16 protein-coding genes and 1 pseudogene are annotated in these 16,184 nt (G+C 67.8%); 7 read left to right on the forward strand and 10 right to left on the reverse strand.

The features are described 5' to 3' along the window. From LQV16_RS20055 to LQV16_RS20065, 3 genes and pseudogenes are all read left to right on the forward strand, one after another. A pseudogene (locus LQV16_RS20055) lies at window positions 1-305 on the forward strand (alcohol dehydrogenase); the annotation flags it as partial. 128 nt (window positions 306-433) lie between these two features. Beyond that, window positions 434-1,939, forward strand: a complete 1,506-nt coding sequence (locus tag LQV16_RS20060; protein ID WP_290369405.1) for a peptide MFS transporter — start codon at window positions 434-436, stop codon at window positions 1,937-1,939. A 4-nt stretch (window positions 1,940-1,943) separates the two neighbouring features. Next, entirely contained in the window at window positions 1,944-2,798 is an 855-nt protein-coding gene (locus tag LQV16_RS20065) for a phosphotransferase (RefSeq protein ID WP_229995629.1), read from the forward strand. A 30-nt stretch (window positions 2,799-2,828) separates the two neighbouring features. On the opposite strand, the gene LQV16_RS20070 is transcribed toward LQV16_RS20065, so the two are convergent. Beyond that, window positions 2,829-3,572, reverse strand: coding sequence for a DUF4190 domain-containing protein (locus LQV16_RS20070; protein ID WP_229995630.1), 744 nt, complete (start codon window positions 3,570-3,572; stop codon window positions 2,829-2,831). 148 nt (window positions 3,573-3,720) lie between these two features. Here LQV16_RS20070 and pgm point away from each other — a divergent pair, with 148 nt between their 5' ends. Beyond that, on the forward strand, window positions 3,721-5,370 hold the full coding sequence (gene pgm / locus LQV16_RS20075; protein ID WP_229995631.1) for a phosphoglucomutase (alpha-D-glucose-1,6-bisphosphate-dependent): 1,650 nt from the start codon (window positions 3,721-3,723) through the stop codon (window positions 5,368-5,370). A 1-nt stretch (window position 5,371) separates the two neighbouring features. Here pgm and LQV16_RS20080 read toward each other — a convergent pair whose 3' ends face one another. The 3 genes from LQV16_RS20080 to LQV16_RS20090 all read right to left on the reverse strand — a co-directional run bounded on the left by LQV16_RS20080 (window position 5,372) and on the right by LQV16_RS20090 (window position 8,055). Then, window positions 5,372-6,520 (reverse strand): GGDEF domain-containing protein, encoded by a 1,149-nt coding sequence (locus tag LQV16_RS20080; protein WP_229995632.1) that lies wholly within the window; start codon window positions 6,518-6,520, stop codon window positions 5,372-5,374. Window positions 6,521-6,667: 147 nt separating this feature from the next. Beyond that, entirely contained in the window at window positions 6,668-7,234 is a 567-nt protein-coding gene (locus LQV16_RS20085; RefSeq protein ID WP_229995633.1) for a hypothetical protein, read from the reverse strand. 215 nt (window positions 7,235-7,449) lie between these two features. Next, window positions 7,450-8,055, reverse strand: a complete 606-nt coding sequence (locus LQV16_RS20090; RefSeq protein WP_229995634.1) for a malonic semialdehyde reductase — start codon at window positions 8,053-8,055, stop codon at window positions 7,450-7,452. 307 nt (window positions 8,056-8,362) lie between these two features. Between LQV16_RS20090 and LQV16_RS20095 the strand changes: the two genes are divergently transcribed. Next, complete coding sequence (locus LQV16_RS20095) at window positions 8,363-9,718, forward strand: solute carrier family 23 protein (protein ID WP_229995635.1); 1,356 nt, start codon at window positions 8,363-8,365, stop codon at window positions 9,716-9,718. 159 nt (window positions 9,719-9,877) lie between these two features. Here LQV16_RS20095 and LQV16_RS20100 read toward each other — a convergent pair whose 3' ends face one another. Together LQV16_RS20100 and LQV16_RS20105 are read right to left on the reverse strand one after the other, a co-directional pair. After that, a complete protein-coding gene (locus LQV16_RS20100) occupies window positions 9,878-10,174 on the reverse strand; it encodes a hypothetical protein (protein WP_229995636.1) in 297 nt (98 codons plus the stop codon). 60 nt (window positions 10,175-10,234) lie between these two features. Continuing rightward, on the reverse strand, window positions 10,235-11,167 hold the full coding sequence (locus LQV16_RS20105; RefSeq protein WP_229995637.1) for an SDR family oxidoreductase: 933 nt from the start codon (window positions 11,165-11,167) through the stop codon (window positions 10,235-10,237). Between the two features lie 226 nt (window positions 11,168-11,393). On the opposite strand from LQV16_RS20105, the gene LQV16_RS20110 reads away from it, so the two are divergent. Both LQV16_RS20110 and LQV16_RS20115 read left to right on the forward strand, forming a co-directional pair. Then, window positions 11,394-11,894 carry a DUF6328 family protein gene (locus LQV16_RS20110; protein WP_229995638.1) on the forward strand — a complete coding sequence of 167 codons (501 nt, stop codon included), beginning with the start codon at window positions 11,394-11,396 and terminating at the stop codon, window positions 11,892-11,894. Further along, window positions 11,891-12,601, forward strand: coding sequence for a DUF6766 family protein (locus tag LQV16_RS20115; protein ID WP_356815845.1), 711 nt, complete (start codon window positions 11,891-11,893; stop codon window positions 12,599-12,601). The genes LQV16_RS20110 and LQV16_RS20115 overlap by 4 nt, the downstream gene beginning before the upstream one ends. Before the next feature lie 40 nt (window positions 12,602-12,641). Here the strand turns inward: LQV16_RS20115 and LQV16_RS20120 are convergent, their stop codons facing one another. From LQV16_RS20120 to LQV16_RS20135, 4 genes are all read right to left on the reverse strand, one after another. Beyond that, window positions 12,642-13,766, reverse strand: a complete 1,125-nt coding sequence (locus LQV16_RS20120; protein WP_229995639.1) for a glycerate kinase — start codon at window positions 13,764-13,766, stop codon at window positions 12,642-12,644. Window positions 13,767-13,817: 51 nt separating this feature from the next. Next, complete coding sequence (locus LQV16_RS20125) at window positions 13,818-14,660, reverse strand: glycerophosphodiester phosphodiesterase (protein ID WP_229995640.1); 843 nt, start codon at window positions 14,658-14,660, stop codon at window positions 13,818-13,820. Between the two features lie 69 nt (window positions 14,661-14,729). Beyond that, window positions 14,730-14,978 (reverse strand): hypothetical protein, encoded by a 249-nt coding sequence (locus LQV16_RS20130; protein ID WP_229995641.1) that lies wholly within the window; start codon window positions 14,976-14,978, stop codon window positions 14,730-14,732. A 174-nt stretch (window positions 14,979-15,152) separates the two neighbouring features. Further along, window positions 15,153-15,971, reverse strand: a complete 819-nt coding sequence (locus tag LQV16_RS20135; protein WP_229995642.1) for an HAD family hydrolase — start codon at window positions 15,969-15,971, stop codon at window positions 15,153-15,155. Window positions 15,972-16,184 lie beyond the last annotated feature (213 nt).

A 16,184-nucleotide genomic window follows, 5' to 3' on the forward strand; every position in this document is an offset into this window, starting at 1 on the left:
CCGTCACGGCCGGGCTACCCTCCCCCGATGCCCGCGCCCAGCTGGCGCCCCTGACCGTCACCGCAGAAGCCAGGACAATTGTGGGCAGCTATCTTGGCTCGGCCGTCCCGTCGCGGGATATCCCGAAATACGCCCAGTTGTGGCGGGACGGGAAACTCCCCGTCGAGGAGCTGATCTCGGACCGCATCGCCCTGGCCGACATCAACCGGGCCATGGACCAGCTGGCAGACGGCCACGCTATCCGGCAGATCATCATGTTCGACGCGGACGAGCCCGTCGGCGAGCCCGCCGGGGAGACCGCCTAGGACATAGCCGCGCGGCCCGGCACGCCCCGGGAAGTCCTCCCGAAAGAGAGGCAAAACACGGTTTGGGTTGCTTGCCTGGGGCCTGCGCGAATGTGACAATCGCGCGTCACAATGTCACCATTAAGTAAATGAGCACAACTCATTTATCCCATCCCCCCGCTACAACGCCGGGCGATCCCTCGTTCAGTCCCCCCACGAAGACGCCGGACGACACGTCGTTTTTTGGCCACCCAAAGATGCTGGCCAGCCTTTTCTCCGTAGAGATGTGGGAGCGCTTCTCCTTCTACGGAATGCAGGGGATCCTCCTCTATTACATGTACTTCTCGGCCGCCCAGGGTGGCCTTGAGATTCCGCAGGCCCTGGCGGCCGGCCTGGTCGGCGCCTACGGTGGCGGCGTCTACCTCTCCACAATCCTCGGCGCCTGGCTCGCGGACCGGCTCTTCGGGTCCGAGCGCGTGCTGTTCGGCGCGGCCGTCCTGATCATGGCCGGCCACATCGGGCTGGCACTCGTGCCCGGCGTACCCGGCCTGATCGCCGGACTGGTGCTGGTGGGCGTCGGCTCCGGCGGGCTGAAGGCCAATGCCACCGCCCTCGTCGGCAGCCTGTACGGCGAGAAGGACGAACGCCGCGACGCCGGGTTCTCCATCTTCTACATGGGCATCAATGCCGGTGCGCTGATCGGCCCGCTGGTCACCGGCTGGCTGCAGGAAAGCCAGGGCTTCCACTGGGGCTTCGGCGCCGCCGCCGTCGGCATGGCCGTGGGCCTGGTCATCTACTCGCTGGGCCGCAAGAAACTGCCCGCAGAAGCACACCGGGTACCGAATCCCCTCCCGGCCGCCCAGCGCACCCGGTACGGCTTGATCTTCGCCGGCATCGCCGTGATCATCGCCGTGCTGCTCGTGACCGGCACCGTGAACGCCGAGAACCTTGCCGTGTCCATGGCCTACGCCGCCATTGGCGCGTCTGTGCTGTACTTTGCCCTGATCTTCAGCAGCAAGAAGATCACCGCCACCGAGCGCGGACGGGTGGCGGCGTTTATCCCGCTGTATATCGCCTCGGCCGCGTTCTGGGCGCTGTTCCAGCAGCAGTTCACGTTCATTGCCGTGTACTCGGAGGAGAAACTGGACCGGAATCTCTTCGGCTGGGAAATGCCTGCCGCCTGGGTCCAGTCCATTAACCCGGTGTTCATCATCATCTTTGCCGGCATCATGGCCGCCCTGTGGACCCGGCTCGGCCGGAAGCAGCCCGGTTCGGCGCTGAAGTTCTCGATAGGCCTCTTCGTGATGGGCCTTGCTTTCCTTGCCTTCATCCCGCTGGCCGGCGCCGGCAAGACCCCTCTGCTGGCACTCGTTGGAATCCTGCTCCTTTTCACTCTCGCGGAGCTGTTTCTCTCCCCCATCGGCCTGTCCGTCACCACCAAGCTGGCGCCCAAGGCCTTCCACACCCAGATGGTGGCGCTGTTCTTCCTCTCCGTGTCCCTGGGCACCACGGTGGCCGGCATCCTGTCCGGCCTGTACAACCCGCAGGACGAGCTGCCCTACTTCCTCGGCATCGGTGGAACCGCGATGCTGCTGGCTGTGGGCCTGGCGGTCGCCTCCCCGGCGATCAAGAAGCTCATGGGCGGCGTACGCTGACCCGATGAACCCCGTGCATCGCGTCCCGGTTGCTTCGCGCGTCTACACCCCCGCCCCGGGCGAGGCGTCCGACGTCGAAAGTATGCCGGCGGGCGATGTCACCGCGGGTGTGGTGCGGGTTGGCGGAACCATCCGCCGCCCGCACCAGGAACAATCATTCGCCGTCGCCGAGTATCTCGACTGGCTCCACGACGCCGGCTTTGAGGGCTCCCCGCGCTTCCTCGGCCGCGACATAGAAGGCCGGGACGTCCTGACCTTCGTGCCGGGACAGTGCGCCGGGGCGCCGCCGGAAGCCTGGGTGCAGTCCGAGGACCTGCTGGCCTCCGTGGCCCGCCTGGTGCGGCGCCTGCACACCGCGTCAGCGGGCTTCGTGCCGCAGGTCCACGCGTTCCCGCCCCGGCCGGTCCGGCCGAACCCCTCCGATGCCGCCGGGCTCATCTGCCATCTGGACGTCACACCCCAGAACGTGGTGGTCCGGGACGGCCTGGCCGCGGGACTGGCGGATTTCGACCTCGCCGGACCCGCCACGGCACTCCACGATTCGCTCAATACCGCCATGCACTGGGTGCCGCTCCGCGACCCGTCAGACGCGTGGCCGGGCTGGGATGACCACGACCCGTTCCGCCGGCTGCGCACCTTCGCCGACGCCTACGGCTGGACCGAGGATGAACGACGCCGGGTGCCCGGCGCCGGGATCGAGGCCGCGGCGCTCAGCTTCGAACGGATGCGGCACAACGCCGCGGCCCTGGGCGGCGGCTGGGCGCGGATGTGGCAGGACGGCGTGGGCGGCCAGATCAACCGGCGGCGTGCCTGGCTTGAGGCCAATGCCGGAGCGCTCGTGGCTGCGCTGACACGCTGAGCCGACGCAGGCCCCGGCCGCAGGGCAGGCCTAGACGCCGTATCCGCTGTTGCGTGCGGTGCCGATGACCAGTCCGAAAATGACCAGCACCAGGATAGTGACGGCGATGCCGACGTATCCCATCACGAGGCCGGCGATCGCCATGCCCCTGCCGGCCGGTTCGCGCCGCAGGGCCAGGTGTCCCAGGATGACGGCGGCCAGCTGCGGGAGCAGGAAGAATCCGAATCCCACCAGCGCGGCGATGCCGCAGCACATGCTGGCGATGCTCAGGCTCTTGGGCGCCGCCGGTGCGCCGTAGTACGCGGGCTGACCGTAGGCGTTGGGACTGCCCGGCTGAGCGTACGGCGACGGTTGGCCATACGGTGGGGCCGGCTGGTTGTAGGCCGCTTGGCCGTAGCCCGGCTGGCCCGCCGCATATGGCGCCCGGTCGGACTCGCCGTAGATCGGAGGGTACGGGCTTGAGAACTGGCCATGGCCAGGTGCCGCCTGGCCGGGCTGCTGCTGGCCGGGCTGCTGCTGGCCCGCGTGGGGCTGCTGGCCGACGTGGGGCTGCTGGCCCGTGTCGGGCTGCTGCCCGGACCCCGGCTGCGCGCCCGCATAGGGCTGCTGCCCTGACCCCGGCTGCGCGAACTGCTGCGTCGCCGACTGTCCGTGGTCCTTACTGGCGGGCGGTGCCTGCTCTGGCGGAAAGTCCGGTTGGTGGTCCGGGAGCCGCAGGGTCGGCTGGTAACCCTCCGGGGTCTCGTCTTTGCCTTGTTTTGGCTGTTCAGTCATGGCATGTCCCCTCAAGAAGTCTCTGGATCCAGCGTACCGCCGCAGGGTTGGCTTGGGACCGGGCCGATCGGCGGGTTTTCTTTCGTCACAGGAACGGGTTTGACGCGAAACCGTGCTGCACCCCGCCCTCGTCTGGCATGCTGGTGCCATGGCTAGCCGCGCGGGCACTGTTGCCCAACCCCAAGACCTTGTTGACCTCACTGCGCTATTGGATGCGTACTACGACGTTTCGCCGGACCTCTCGGACCCGGGCCAGCGGGTGGCCTTCGGTACCTCCGGGCACCGGGGATCGAGCCTGAAGGCGTCCTTTAACGAACCCCACATCCTCGCCATCACGCAGGCGATCGTGGAATATCGCGCGGGCCAAGGCATCACCGGCCCCCTTTACATGGCGAAGGACACCCATGGCCTGAGCGAGCCCGCACAAAACTCCGCCCTTGAGGTGCTGGCGGCCAATGGCGTGCACGTCCTCATCGACGCGCGCCACGGCTACACCCCCACCCCTGCCCTGAGCCACGCCATCCTTACGCACAACCGGAACGCCGCTCCGGGCGCGCCGCAGGCCGACGGCATCGTGGTGACCCCGAGCCACAACCCGCCGGGAGACGGCGGATTCAAGTACAACCCCCCGCACGGCGGCCCCGCCGACACCGACGCCACCGGCTGGATCGCCAACCGCGCCAACGAGCTCCTCGAAAACGGCCTGCGCGGAGTCAAGCGGATCCCAGTGGCCGACGCCCTCGCCGCCGGGACCACCGGCAAGTTCGACTTCCTCAGCAGCTACGTCGACGACCTCCCCTCGGTGCTGGACCTGAATGCGATCCGCGAGGCTGGCGTGCGGATCGGCGCCGACCCGATGGGCGGCGCGTCGGTGGACTACTGGGGCGAGATCGGCGAGCGGCACCACCTGAACCTCACCGTGGTCAACCCCACCGTCGACCCCCAGTGGGCCTTCATGACCCTCGACTGGGACGAAAAGATCCGGATGGATTGCTCCTCGCCGTCGGCGATGGCCTCCCTGATCAACCGCATGTCCGACGGCGCCAAGTTCGACGTCGCCACCGGCAACGACGCGGACGCCGACCGCCACGGAATCGTTACGCCGGACGGCGGGCTGATGAACCCGAACCATTACCTCGCCGTCGCCATCGATTACCTGTACCGGCACCGCACCGGCTGGAACCCGCAGTCCGTGATCGGCAAAACCCTGGTCTCCTCCTCGATCATTGACCGCGTGGCTGAAAGCCTGGGCCGCAAGCTTGTCGAGGTTCCCGTGGGCTTCAAGTGGTTCGTCCCCGGGCTGCTGTCCGGAGAAGGCGCTTTCGGCGGCGAGGAATCCGCCGGTGCCTCCTTTAACAAGATGGACGGCAGCGTCTGGACCACCGACAAGGACGGCATCCTGCTGGCACTGCTGGCCTCGGAGATCACGGCGGTAACGGGCAAGTCACCGTCGCAGCTGTACAAGGGCCTCACCGACCAGTTCGGCGACCCGGTCTACGCCCGGATCGACGCGGCGGCCACCCGGGAGCAGAAGGCGGCCCTCGGCAAGCTCTCTTCGTCCGACGTCACCGCGACAGAGTTGGCCGGCGAAACGATTACGGCGAAGCTGACCGAGGCGCCGGGCAACGGCGCGGCGATTGGCGGCCTCAAGGTTGTGACCGAGAACGCCTGGTTCGCGGCCCGGCCCTCCGGCACGGAGGACGTTTACAAGATCTACGCCGAGTCCTTCAAGGGTGCCGAGCACCTCAAGCAGGTCCAGGCCGAGGCGAAGGCGCTGGTGGACGGCGTTATTTCGTAGTTCAGCCGCCGGTGGCCAACTCGGCGCGGTCCCTGCCAAGCGTTTTTGCCTGGTAGAGGGCCGCGTCGGCCAGGACCACTGCAGCGTCGAGGCCGTCCGGTCCGGAGCCGGTGGACGCGATGCCGTAGCTCACGGTGGGCAGCCGGGGAACGGCTGCCGAGCCGGTTTGATGGAGCCGGACGCTGATGTCGGCCGCGATTTCCTGCGCCCGGTCCGGCGTGACGCCCGGCAGCAGGAGGATGAATTCCTCGCCGCCGTAGCGGCCCACGAGGTCGGTGGAGCGGACGCTACCGGCGCAGGCCCTGGCAAACGCCTGCAGGGCGGAGTCTCCGGCTGAGTGGCCGAACTGGTCGTTGATCGTCTTGAAGTGGTCCAGGTCCGCCAGGATCAGCGACGCCGTGGTGCCGGTCCGGCGCAAGCGGCGCAGTTCGTTTTCCGCAAGATCCAGGAACGCCGAGCGGTTGAGCAGGCCCGTGAGGCCATCCACGGTGGCGCGGGCCCGCAGATCCCGGGTCTGTTGTTCGTAGCTCAGCTCGGCCATGGTGAAGGAAGCAACCACCAGCGTCACCATCGAGAAGACCGTCATGGGGACGGATCCGAAGACTGACGTGAAAACCGCACCGTCCGGTCCCTTCGTCAGGAAGGCGAAGAGGCGGCCAAGGTAGAAAACGGCCAGGATGCCGGCGCCGACGGCGAGGGGACGGTGGACGCGCGAGTAGTCGCGCTCGAGCAGGAACAGCTCCCGGGATCCCAAGCCGATCAGCACGGCCATGAATCCCAGGTACACGGGGCCTCCGGCCCACGTGTTGGTGGCCGGGTGGTCAAGAACTGAAGCGACGGCGGTGGCAGCCGGGCCGGCCGCGAGGTGCCAGAGCCGGGGTGAGGGGGCCCTCAGCGATCGTCCGCCGGCCCAGATGCTGGCGGCACCGGCGACCAGCAGGACGTTGCCGGCAGGGTTGGCCCACCCCTGGTGCACCGTACCGTCCAGCAGGTACGCGGCGTTGCCGACCAGGAACAGCAAGAGGGCCATGCACCACCAGCCGCTGTAGGGCGACCGGGTGCGCCGGAACGTGATGAAGTAGAACAGCATGAGCAGTGTGAGGTCGACAAGCGCCAAGGCAACCCGCAGTGTCGCGGTGTCAAGCATCATTTAGTGGTCCCCCCGGTCCGCCGTGATTTGCCCGAATACGTCACTTCACCGTCGAAGTTGACCCAAGTATGGCACCCGGCCCGCAGGAATCCACCGCCGGTGTCCCGGATATGACGGGAAGGCTATCCCATGAGACCGTTCCGGCGCTTACGCCGGGCCTTCGGTCCACAACTTCAGGATCCGGCGCGTGGCGTGCCCGCCGTCGGGCGCCATGTCCACCAGCGCTATCCGGTCAAGGGCGAAGGTGTCGCCCTGCTGGAGCCGTTTGTCGCCGTGGTGCGAGACGTGCGGCCGGTATCCTTCCAGGGTGTAGGCGGGCGTCGAGATCCTGCCGGGCAGCTGCTCCACGATCCGGACCAGCTCGTTGTGGAGGAACTGCAGCTCTTCGCTGGGCTCAATCAGGTTGACCGGGATCGACCCTGCGCGCCCGAACCCGGCTTCGCCGTCCACGCTGAGCCGGCAGCCCAGGGCAGCGGTCACCGGGTCCGCCATGAGGGTGGCGATCCGTTCGGCGAGCGGATCGACTGAGGCCGGCGCGTCAGGTTCAGGTTCGGTGCCGGCTTCCTCGCGGGGTTCGACGGCGCCGAACTTAACCACATCGAACTTAACCACGTCGAACTTAACCAGGGTGAGGTGCAGCGGCCAGTCATCACGGGGAAACTCGAGCCCCTCGGCTACCGGTTCCACGAAGGCCACCGCGATCAGGTTCCGCATGGGAAAAGTGTGCCACGTCGCGGCGTTTACGGACCGGGCGGCCGTCGCAAAACGCACAGTGCCGGCGGCGAAGGCACGGACTAAAATAGGAAGTGGCCCTGGATGTGGGCCTTGCGCTGAACCGCAGAATCGCATCCCGCGTGCCTCCGGCCTGTCCCCCATGGTGCCGGAGGCACCTCCGCGGGCGGACAGCGCCGGAGGGCGGCGCTGGGGCCTTAGACGGTACGGACGACGTCCTCGTAGGCGAATTTCGGCTTGGCTGCGCCCCATGCATCTTCCCCGGGCTGGCCGATGTTGACCACCAGGAAGCTCTTCTGGCTCCCGTCGGGGAAGAACGCGGCGTCGATCTTGGCGAAGTCGGCACCGGTCATCGGGCCGGCCGCGAGGCCCAGGGAGCGGACCGCGAGGATGAAGTAGCCGGCCTGCAGGTGGGCGTTGTTGTTGCCCGTGGCCGCGGCGAGGTCCGGCGCGGCGTCATACATGGCCTTCGGGGCGTTGTAGCCGGGAAGGAACGCGTCCCACTGTTCCTGCCAGGCGGTGTCGTAGCTCAGGACCGCGACGAGCGGCGCGGAGGCCGTCTTGGCACGGTTTCCGGCGGAAAGTGCGTCCACGAGCGTGGCCCGGGCTTCGTCGGAGCGCACGTAGGTTACGCGCAGCGGCTGGGAGTTGAAGGCGGTGGGGCCGAACTTCGTCAGTTCGTAGATGGCGCGGGCCTGGTCCTCAGTAACGTCGCCGGTGAAGGCGTTCGCGGTGCGGGCCTCGGCAAAGATGGCGTCCACCGCTGCTGCGTCGATTACTGCTTCTTCATGGGCGATCGTCATTCGCATCCCTTTCCCTGGGCTGGCGCACTCTTGGGTGGCCGGCTTCTCCTGCTGTCCATATTTGCAACTTCAACGGCCTGCGTCTGCTTCCCGCGGCGTCCTGTGACGTCGGACACCAGCCCGGCACACCCCGCCGTCCCGATCCGCGCCGTCCCGATCCGCGCCGTCCCGATCCACGCCCTCCAACACACGCCCTCCGGAGGCAACGGACGGCCGGTAGAGGATCGGCCGGTAAACCCCTGGGCGGTAAAGTTGCTCGGGAAGATTCCTTCCGCCCCCTCCCCACATTCTCTGAAAGGCTCCCGGCATGAGCATGCTCGGCACCAAATGGAAGCTCCACGGCACAGGCAAGTCCATCCGCCCCGGTGAGGTCGTCAGGCCGGATGAGCGGCTCATCTGGCCCCTGACGGTAGGGATCGGGATGCAGCACGTTGTGGCCATGTTCGGTGCCACCTTCCTGGTCCCGATCATCACGGGCATGCCGCCAGCCACCACCTTGTTCTTCTCCGGCATCGGCACCCTGCTGTTCCTGGTCATCACGCAGGGACGCGTGCCGAGCTACCTCGGTTCCAGCTTCGCGTTCATCGCACCGATCATGGCTTCCCAGCAGCAGTTCGGCATCCCCGGGGCGCTGGGCGGCGTGGTGCTGGCCGGCGCGGCCCTCGCCGTGGTTGGTGCCGTGGTGCAGAAGTTCGGCGCCGGCTGGATCAACCGGGTCATGCCGCCGATCGTGACCGGCGCGATCGTGGCCTTGATCGGGCTGAACCTGGCGCCCGCGGCGAAGAGCAGCTTCGACCAGGCCCCGGTGACAGCCTTCATCACCCTGGCCGTCATCATCGTGGTCAGCGTGCTGTTCCGCGGCATGCTGGGCCGGCTGAGCATCCTGGTGGGCGTTCTGGTGGGCTACCTTGTTGCGATGATCCGGGGCGAGGTGAACTTCTCCAAGATAGACGGCGCGGCGTGGGTCGGCCTGCCGCACTTCCAGACTCCCGAGTTCCACCTCGGCGTCGTGGGCCTCTTCGTGCCGGTGGTGCTGGTGCTGGTGGCGGAGAACATCGGCCATGTGAAGTCCGTGTCGGCCATGACAGGGCAAAACCTCGACGGCGTCTCCGGCCGGGCGCTGCTGGCAGACGGCGCCGCCACTGTACTTGCCGGTCTGGGCGGCGGGTCCGGGACCACCACGTACGCCGAGAACATCGGCGTCATGGCTGCCACCAAGGTGTATTCGACGGCGGCGTACTGGGTAGCCGGGGTCTTTGCAGTGATCCTGAGCTTCTCGCCGAAGTTTGGCGAACTCATCGCCACCGTCCCCGCCGGCGTCCTGGGCGGCGCGGCCACGATGCTCTACGGCATGATCGGCGTGCTGGGTGTGAAGATCTGGGTCCAGAACAAGGTGAACTTCTCCAACTCGATCAACCTGACCACGGCCGCCGTCGCCCTCATTGTCGGGATTGCCGACTACACCTGGACCATCGGGGACCTGAAGTTCACCGGGATCGCGCTGGGCTCGGCTGCGGCGCTGGTGATCTACCACGGCATGAAGGCAATCGCGAAGGTGCGCGGCACGGTGGCAGAGCCGGAAACTGAAGATCCTTCACCGGCTGCGGCCTCGACGGCCGCGGTCAAGGCAGCCACAAAGCGCACTCCCAAGAAGCGCCGCTAAAAAACTCCGCTAAGAAGCGCCGCGAACGGGCTACTTACCGCAGACGAAGGAGGCCGGACTCCGCCCACAGGCAGGAGTCCGGCCTCCTTCGCTGTCAGGGCCACTCCTTGGGACGGCAGCGCCGCAGCGGAGGGGCGACGGGGGGCGACGGCGCGGGGACTAGCCGGCGTCGAAGGCGTCCTTGTCGTCGTCGCGGTCCTTCGGCGACCTGCTCTCCGGCAGGTCCGTCCCGGAGCCGTCCGGCAATCCTGCAGCATCCTGCCCGGACTCTGAGGAGAAGGACCGCCCGGGGGCAGGCTCGTCGGTATTTGCCGGGTCCATTTCGGCCTCGGCAGACGGCACGGCAGCCCCGGACTCCGCCCGGACATGCCGGCCGGCCATTTCCTGCTCGGCGGTCGGCGCGCCGTAGCCGCCCTCTTCTTTGGCGGTCTTCGGATCCTGCTGGTTGTCAGTCATGTCATTGCTCCTGTCGTTGGAAATGGGACTAGCTGGCATTGGGACGGGTCCGGAGCGGGCTCAGAGTCCTTTGCCTCCGGTGACCGGAAGGACTGCTCCGGAAATGTAGGAACCGTGGTCCGAGGCGAGAAGCACATAGGCCGCCGCGAGCTCCGCCGGCTGCCCCGCCCGCTGCAGGGGCGTGTCCTGGCCAAAGGACGGCAACTTCTCCGGCCACTCGGTGGCCGGAATCAGCGGCGTCCAGATGGGGCCGGGGGCCACGGCGTTGACCCTGATCCCCTTTGGCCCGAGCTCCTGCGCCAGCGCCTTGGTGAACGCTACCTGCGCCGCCTTGGTCATGGCGTAGTCGATGAGTTGCGGGGACGGGTTGAAGGCCTGGATCGATGCGGTGGTGATGATGGAGGCGCCGGCTTTCAGGTGCGGGACGGCGGCGCGGGCGGTCCAGAGCAGGGAGTACAGATTGGTTTTGAAGACACGGTCGAACTCTTCGGTGGGGAGCGATTCCAGGCTGTCCCGGTTCTTCTGGTAGGCCGCATTGAGCACCAGGACATTGAGGCCCCCGAATTCGGCCAGCGTCGCCTTCACGATGTTCGCCGCGAAGTCCTCGCTGCGGCCGTCGCCAGGAAGCAGCAGGGCCTTGCGTCCGGCCTTCCGGATCCACTCGGCGGTGTCCTGCGCGTCTTCCTCTTCCTCCGGCAAGTAGGAGATGGCGACGTCGGCCCCCTCACGGGCGAAGGCGATCGCCACCGCTTTGCCGATTCCGGAGTCACCGCCCGTGATGAGGGCGGCTTTGCCGTTCAGGGCGCCGCTGCCGCGATAGCTTTCCTCGCCGTGGTCCGGTTTGGGCTCCATCGGCGAGGTGAGGCCGGGCTGTTTCTGGACCTGTTCCGGGAACGGGCCGGAATGGTAGCCGGCGCGGGGATCGCGCGGCTGGTCCTGCTGCTTGCCCTGGCCGCCCGAGCTGCTGGCTGCGGTGCTGCTTGCGTCACTCATAGTCCACCTAACCAATGTGTGTCGGTTTCCAGGGATGCGCCTCGGGGCCCGTGTGACGGGGCCCTCGGAGAACGTCCCAGCGAAGTAAACAGTCTTACCCTAACCGCAATATCATCAGCAAGCTTAGTACCGACTTGTTTTTGGCAACTCTCAAGCCTAGGTTGAGGGTGGACTGCACGCTGCGGCAGGTTCACGATGATTTCAGGATTGCGCGGAGGAGCACCAAATGACAGGCCCAGTGGCGCCGAAGGATGACGGCAGGGATGAATCACGCGCTGAGCGGATGGACCGCAACTGGGCCGAACTGCTGCAGGAACTGCGGGTTCTCCAGACCGGGGTCCAGCTCCTTGCCGGCTTCCTGCTGACGCTGCCGTTCCAGGCGCGCTTCGAGACGCTCGATGATTACCAGACCCGCCTGTACCTTGCCAACGTCGTCCTGGCCGCCCTCACCACGGCCACGATCCTGCTGCCTGTGAGCGTGCACCGCCGGCTGTTCCGGCAAGGCCTGAAGGCCACGCTCGTGGCCAGCGCCGACACCATCGCCAAGTTCTCACTGGCCGGCGTCGGGCTCCTGAGCGTGGGTACCACATCCCTCATTTTCGACGTCACCGTGGGCCGGACGGCGGGCGTGATAGCCGGCGCCGGCCTGCTGGCCGTGCTGGTGCTGCTGTTGGTGGTCGTCCCTGCCGGCCTCCACCGCAAGGGCCGCGAGGAGGAGCCACTATGACGGACGTTTCGCAGGAGCAGCTCGGGGCAGGCACGGGAGGAACCATGGGCAGGTGGGTCAAGGAACACGGACTGCTGCTGGCCAATATCGGGCTGTTCGCCATCTTTTTCGGCGGCATGGTCCTCAGCGGAGCCAGCACCTACAGCGACGAGCAGATGGCCCACGGCGAACCGGCCGTGACCGTCCTGAGGTACCTCGGCACCGGGGCCTTCCTGGAGGCGACATTCGAGAACTGGGAGTCGGAATTCCTGCAGATGGGCATGTACGTCGTCCTGACCGTCTTCCTGTTCCAAAAGGGGTCCTCGGAGTCCAAGCCAATGGGCCGCACTGCCCCGCAGGACGAGGACCCCCGGCAGGCCAGGGTCAAGGCTTCCACCCCTTGGCCCGTACGGCGCGGCGGCTGGGTGCTCACGCTCTACGAACACTCGCTTTCGATCATGTTCCTGCTGCTGTTCCTGGCATCCTTCATGCTGCACGCGGTTGGCGGCACGGACGAGTACAACAGTGACCAGGAGGCACACGGACAGCCCACCGTGACGGTGCTGGGCTATCTGGCGACGAGCCGATTCTGGTTCGAGTCCTTCCAGAACTGGCAAAGCGAGTTCCTCGCTGTGGCGGTCCTGGTGGGCGCCTCGGTCTACCTGCGCGAGAAGGGCTCCCCCGAGTCCAAACCCGTGGCCGAGCCGCACTACGAGACCGGCGCCTGAACCACAAGGTGGTCGGCACGGCAGCCGGCCAGCAGGTGCGCTAGGCGCCTTCGAGGACCTGGCTGGTGACCCAGGCAAGGTACTTTGCGGCGTTGGCGACAGCGTCCTCCGCGCTGCCGGCGACGTCCAGCAGTTGCGCCGCGGCGACGACTCCGTGCCGGCCGAGGTCCTCCGGGGTGACGAGGATCCGGCCGGCCACCACGATCACCGGAATGCCGAGGGCCTGGGCCGCGTCGGCGAGGGCGATCGGCGCCTTGCCCGTCAGCGATTGGCTGTCCATGGAGCCCTCCCCGGTGATGACCAAATCAGCCACGGCGAGTTTCGCGGCAAGCCCGGTGAGCCCGGCCACCAGCTCGAAGCCGCCTTCGAGGGCGGCGGTGCTGAAGGCCAGGAACGACGCCGGGAAGCCGCCGGCCGCGCCGGCGCCGGGCACATTGACGTCCCGGCCCGTCGACGCGCGCAGGATCGAGGCCCAGTTGCGCAGGCCGGCGTCGAGCAGCTCAATCGCATCGGCGTCGGCGCCTTTTTGCGGACCGAAGACGTACGCCGCCCCGTCGCTGCCGTACAGCGGGTTTTGGACGTCGACGGCGATCCTGAACTTCACTTCGACCAGCCGCGGATCGAGGCCACTGATATCCACGGATGCGACCTCGGCGAGCGATCCTCCGCCGAGGGGCACCACGTTGCCGGCGGCGTCCAACGGCTTGAGTCCGAGGGCCCGGAGTGCGCCGCTGCCGCCGTCGCTCATGGCCGAACCGCCTACGCCCAGCACGATTTCCGTGGCACCGGCGTCCAGCGCGGCGGCAATCAGCTGGCCGCAGCCATAACTGTGGGCGCGCAGCGAGTTCGCCGGTGTGGGCTCCATGTGCGCCAGCCCGGAGGCCTGCGCCGTTTCTATCACCGCGGTGGCCCCGCCGAAGGCGTCGGCACGGATGGCCCACGCGGCACCGATCGGGGCCAGGATGGGGCCAACGACTGCGTTGAGCCGTTCCTCGTAGCCGGCCGCGACGGCCGCCTCGAGGGTCCCTTCGCCGCCGTCGGCCACCGGAAACTGGATGGCTTCGGCGTCGGGGTAGACGCGCAGGGCGCCTTCGGCAATGGCGGCGGCGGCTTCAACGGCGGTGAGGGAGCCCTTGAACTTGTCCGGGGCGATGAGGATGCGCATGGCTCTATCCTGCCAGTCCGGCGGTCCCGGCGTGCTGAGGAGACGCGGTGTTCAGGCCCAGGTTCCGCGCTCCGTCAGGACCGCTTTGAGCAGGTCCGCTCGGTCCGTGACAATCCCGTCGACGCCGAGGTCCAGCAGCCGGTGCATTTCGGCGGGCTCGTTGACTGTCCACACATGGACCTGCAGGCCGTGCCGGTGTGCCCGCCGGATGAAGCCGGGCGTCACCACAGGCACGGCGCCGTAGCGGACCGGGACCTGAAGGGCGTGGACGCCGCGCAGCGCCCGGCGCGCCACGAGGGACATCAGCCGCGTCGGCAGCACGGGCCCGAGCAGAACGAACACGGCATTGGACACGATGCCGGCCGAGCTCGCGGCAGGACGGCTCAACTGCTTCAGCACCGCGCGGCGCCGCCGGTCCGAGAAACTGGCCACCAGCACGCGGTCGTGCAGTCCGTGGCGTTCAATCGCCGAGGCCAGGGGACCGACGGAATTCCAGTCCTTGACGTCGACATTGAGCCGGACGTCCGGGAAGGCCGCGATCAGTTCCTCGAACCGCGGGATCGGTTCGGTCCCGCCGATCCTGGCCAGGTCCACGGTCGCGGCCGGAAGGTCCGCGATCCGGCCCCGGCCCTCCGTGATCCGGTCCAGGGTTTTGTCGTGGAAGAGCACCAGCACGCCGTCGGCCGTTGTGTGCACGTCCGTCTCCAGATGCCTGAACCCGAGGTCGACGGCGGCGCGGAACGCGGCCATCGAGTTCTCCAGCCCGTCCAGCGAGAAGCCCCGGTGGGCCATCGCCAGGGGCGCCCGGACGCCGCCCGGGGCCCGGGCTGCGGTGTCCTCCGGACCGCCGTCGCGATTGCCGCGAGGGGCAAAGTAGGGGTGCTGGTCAGTCACTCCTGAAGCGTACCCGAGCCCTTGATCTGCCGGCCGCCGGGCCTCAGCTGCCCTTGGCGGGACGAGGTGTCAGGACTCGTGTTGGCGGATTTCGACGTCGTCGCTGCAGTGCAGCAGCGTGCGGCCGCGGCCGCCGTCGAGATCCACCCAGACCACGCTGTGGTCCGCCGTCACGGCGTCCACGAGCCCGCCCGTCTCGAAGCCCGGACCCAGCCGGACGCTGACGCGGTCGCCTTGGCGCAGCTGCCGCCAGTGCCGGTCCGGCTCCACCGGGTGCAGGGGTTGTTCGTCCGTGTTGTTGATGCGATGCCTGGCCATGATGTCCCCACTATCAGTCAAACGATCTGTCGCGAGCTTCCAGCCTAGGACGCCAAGGTGAACGCAAGTTGACTGTCCGCTGGGAATCCGGTGTCCACGGGGAACTGGACCGGTGTGCGGCGCAGTGCCGGCCGTGCCGGGCGCCTGTTCGGACAGCCGGGCGCCGGGTGGCTTTTAGCGGAGCCGGACGCCGAGTTCGGCGAGCTTGGCCTCGAGGATCTGGGCGACGCCGTCGTCGTCGAAATGCGGGGCCTGCTGGCCGGCGGCCCGGATCGCTTCCGGGTGGCCGCTGGCCATCGCGTAGCCGTGCCCGGCCCAGCGCAGCATCTCGATGTCGTTGGGCATGTCCCCGAATGCCACCACGTCCGCGGCGCCGATGCCGAGGGACGACGCATATTCAGCCAGGGTCACGGCCTTGTTCACGCCGGGCAGGGACAGCTCCAGCAGGGCCATGTTCGGCGCCGAGTGCGTTGCGGCGGCCAGATGGGCGACGGCGGGCGTCACCTCGGCCAGGAAATCGTCGGCGGTGCCTTCCCGGACTATGGCCAGGAACTTCGCAATGGAGTCCCCCTCGGTGAGGGTGGTGTGCAGCGGGGCCGGAGTGAATTCCGCGAGCAGTCCGCTCGAGCCGTTTTCGATAAACCCCGGCTCCAGGTGGAAGCCGGTCAGGGTTTCGGCGGCAAAGAGTGCGGACGGACGCAACCGCTTGATGATGCGGCGGACTTCGAACATAGCGTCAAGGTCCAGTGTCCGCGCCGAGAGCATGCGGTCCGCCTCGAGGTCCCACACCACGGCCCCGTTGGAGCAGATGACCGTTCCGGTGTGCCCCAGCTGGTCCTGCAGGGGGTGGAGCCAGCGCGGCGGCCGTCCCGTGACGAACACCAGTTCCAGCCCGGCGTCGCGGCAGGCGTGGAACGCGCGGACAGTCCGGCCGCTGATTTTGCCGTCATGGCCGAGGATCGTTCCGTCGATGTCACTTGCTACCAGCCGCATAATGCCAGTCTACGTGCGCCGGGACGGTCGGCCCTCGCGGCCGTATGCGCCGAGATCGCCGGACCGCGCCGGGTTCGCCGGACAATCGGAATGAATCAAGCTGTTTGTGACAGCTGGTTGGTTTTGTGGTTGATGCCGGCGTGGGCCGGGGCGGGTGGTGCGGTGGGTTTGTTTCGGTAGCGGTGAGGATGCCGGGCGTGGCAGGCGTTGAGG

It is taken from the genome of Arthrobacter sp. Bi26 (assembly GCF_918697925.1).
Lineage (GTDB): Bacteria > Actinomycetota > Actinomycetes > Actinomycetales > Micrococcaceae > Arthrobacter.

Bases quoted from the DNA above. Each gene is read 5' to 3' on its own strand.
- LQV16_RS20060 (WP_290369405.1), top strand. From the start codon at position 434: ATGAGCACAACTCATTTATCCCATCCCCCCGCTACAACGCCGGGCGAT.
- LQV16_RS20065 (WP_229995629.1), top strand. From the start codon at position 1,944: ATGAACCCCGTGCATCGCGTCCCGGTTGCTTCGCGCGTCTACACCCCC.
- LQV16_RS20070 (WP_229995630.1), bottom strand. From the start codon at position 3,572: ATGACTGAACAGCCAAAACAAGGCAAAGACGAGACCCCGGAGGGTTAC.
- pgm (WP_229995631.1), top strand. From the start codon at position 3,721: ATGGCTAGCCGCGCGGGCACTGTTGCCCAACCCCAAGACCTTGTTGAC.
- LQV16_RS20080 (WP_229995632.1), bottom strand. From the start codon at position 6,520: ATGATGCTTGACACCGCGACACTGCGGGTTGCCTTGGCGCTTGTCGAC.
- LQV16_RS20085 (WP_229995633.1), bottom strand. From the start codon at position 7,234: ATGCGGAACCTGATCGCGGTGGCCTTCGTGGAACCGGTAGCCGAGGGG.
- LQV16_RS20090 (WP_229995634.1), bottom strand. From the start codon at position 8,055: ATGACGATCGCCCATGAAGAAGCAGTAATCGACGCAGCAGCGGTGGAC.
- LQV16_RS20095 (WP_229995635.1), top strand. From the start codon at position 8,363: ATGAGCATGCTCGGCACCAAATGGAAGCTCCACGGCACAGGCAAGTCC.
- LQV16_RS20100 (WP_229995636.1), bottom strand. From the start codon at position 10,174: ATGACTGACAACCAGCAGGATCCGAAGACCGCCAAAGAAGAGGGCGGC.
- LQV16_RS20105 (WP_229995637.1), bottom strand. From the start codon at position 11,167: ATGAGTGACGCAAGCAGCACCGCAGCCAGCAGCTCGGGCGGCCAGGGC.
- LQV16_RS20110 (WP_229995638.1), top strand. From the start codon at position 11,394: ATGACAGGCCCAGTGGCGCCGAAGGATGACGGCAGGGATGAATCACGC.
- LQV16_RS20115 (WP_356815845.1), top strand. From the start codon at position 11,891: ATGACGGACGTTTCGCAGGAGCAGCTCGGGGCAGGCACGGGAGGAACC.
- LQV16_RS20120 (WP_229995639.1), bottom strand. From the start codon at position 13,766: ATGCGCATCCTCATCGCCCCGGACAAGTTCAAGGGCTCCCTCACCGCC.
- LQV16_RS20130 (WP_229995641.1), bottom strand. From the start codon at position 14,978: ATGGCCAGGCATCGCATCAACAACACGGACGAACAACCCCTGCACCCG.
- LQV16_RS20135 (WP_229995642.1), bottom strand. From the start codon at position 15,971: ATGCGGCTGGTAGCAAGTGACATCGACGGAACGATCCTCGGCCATGAC.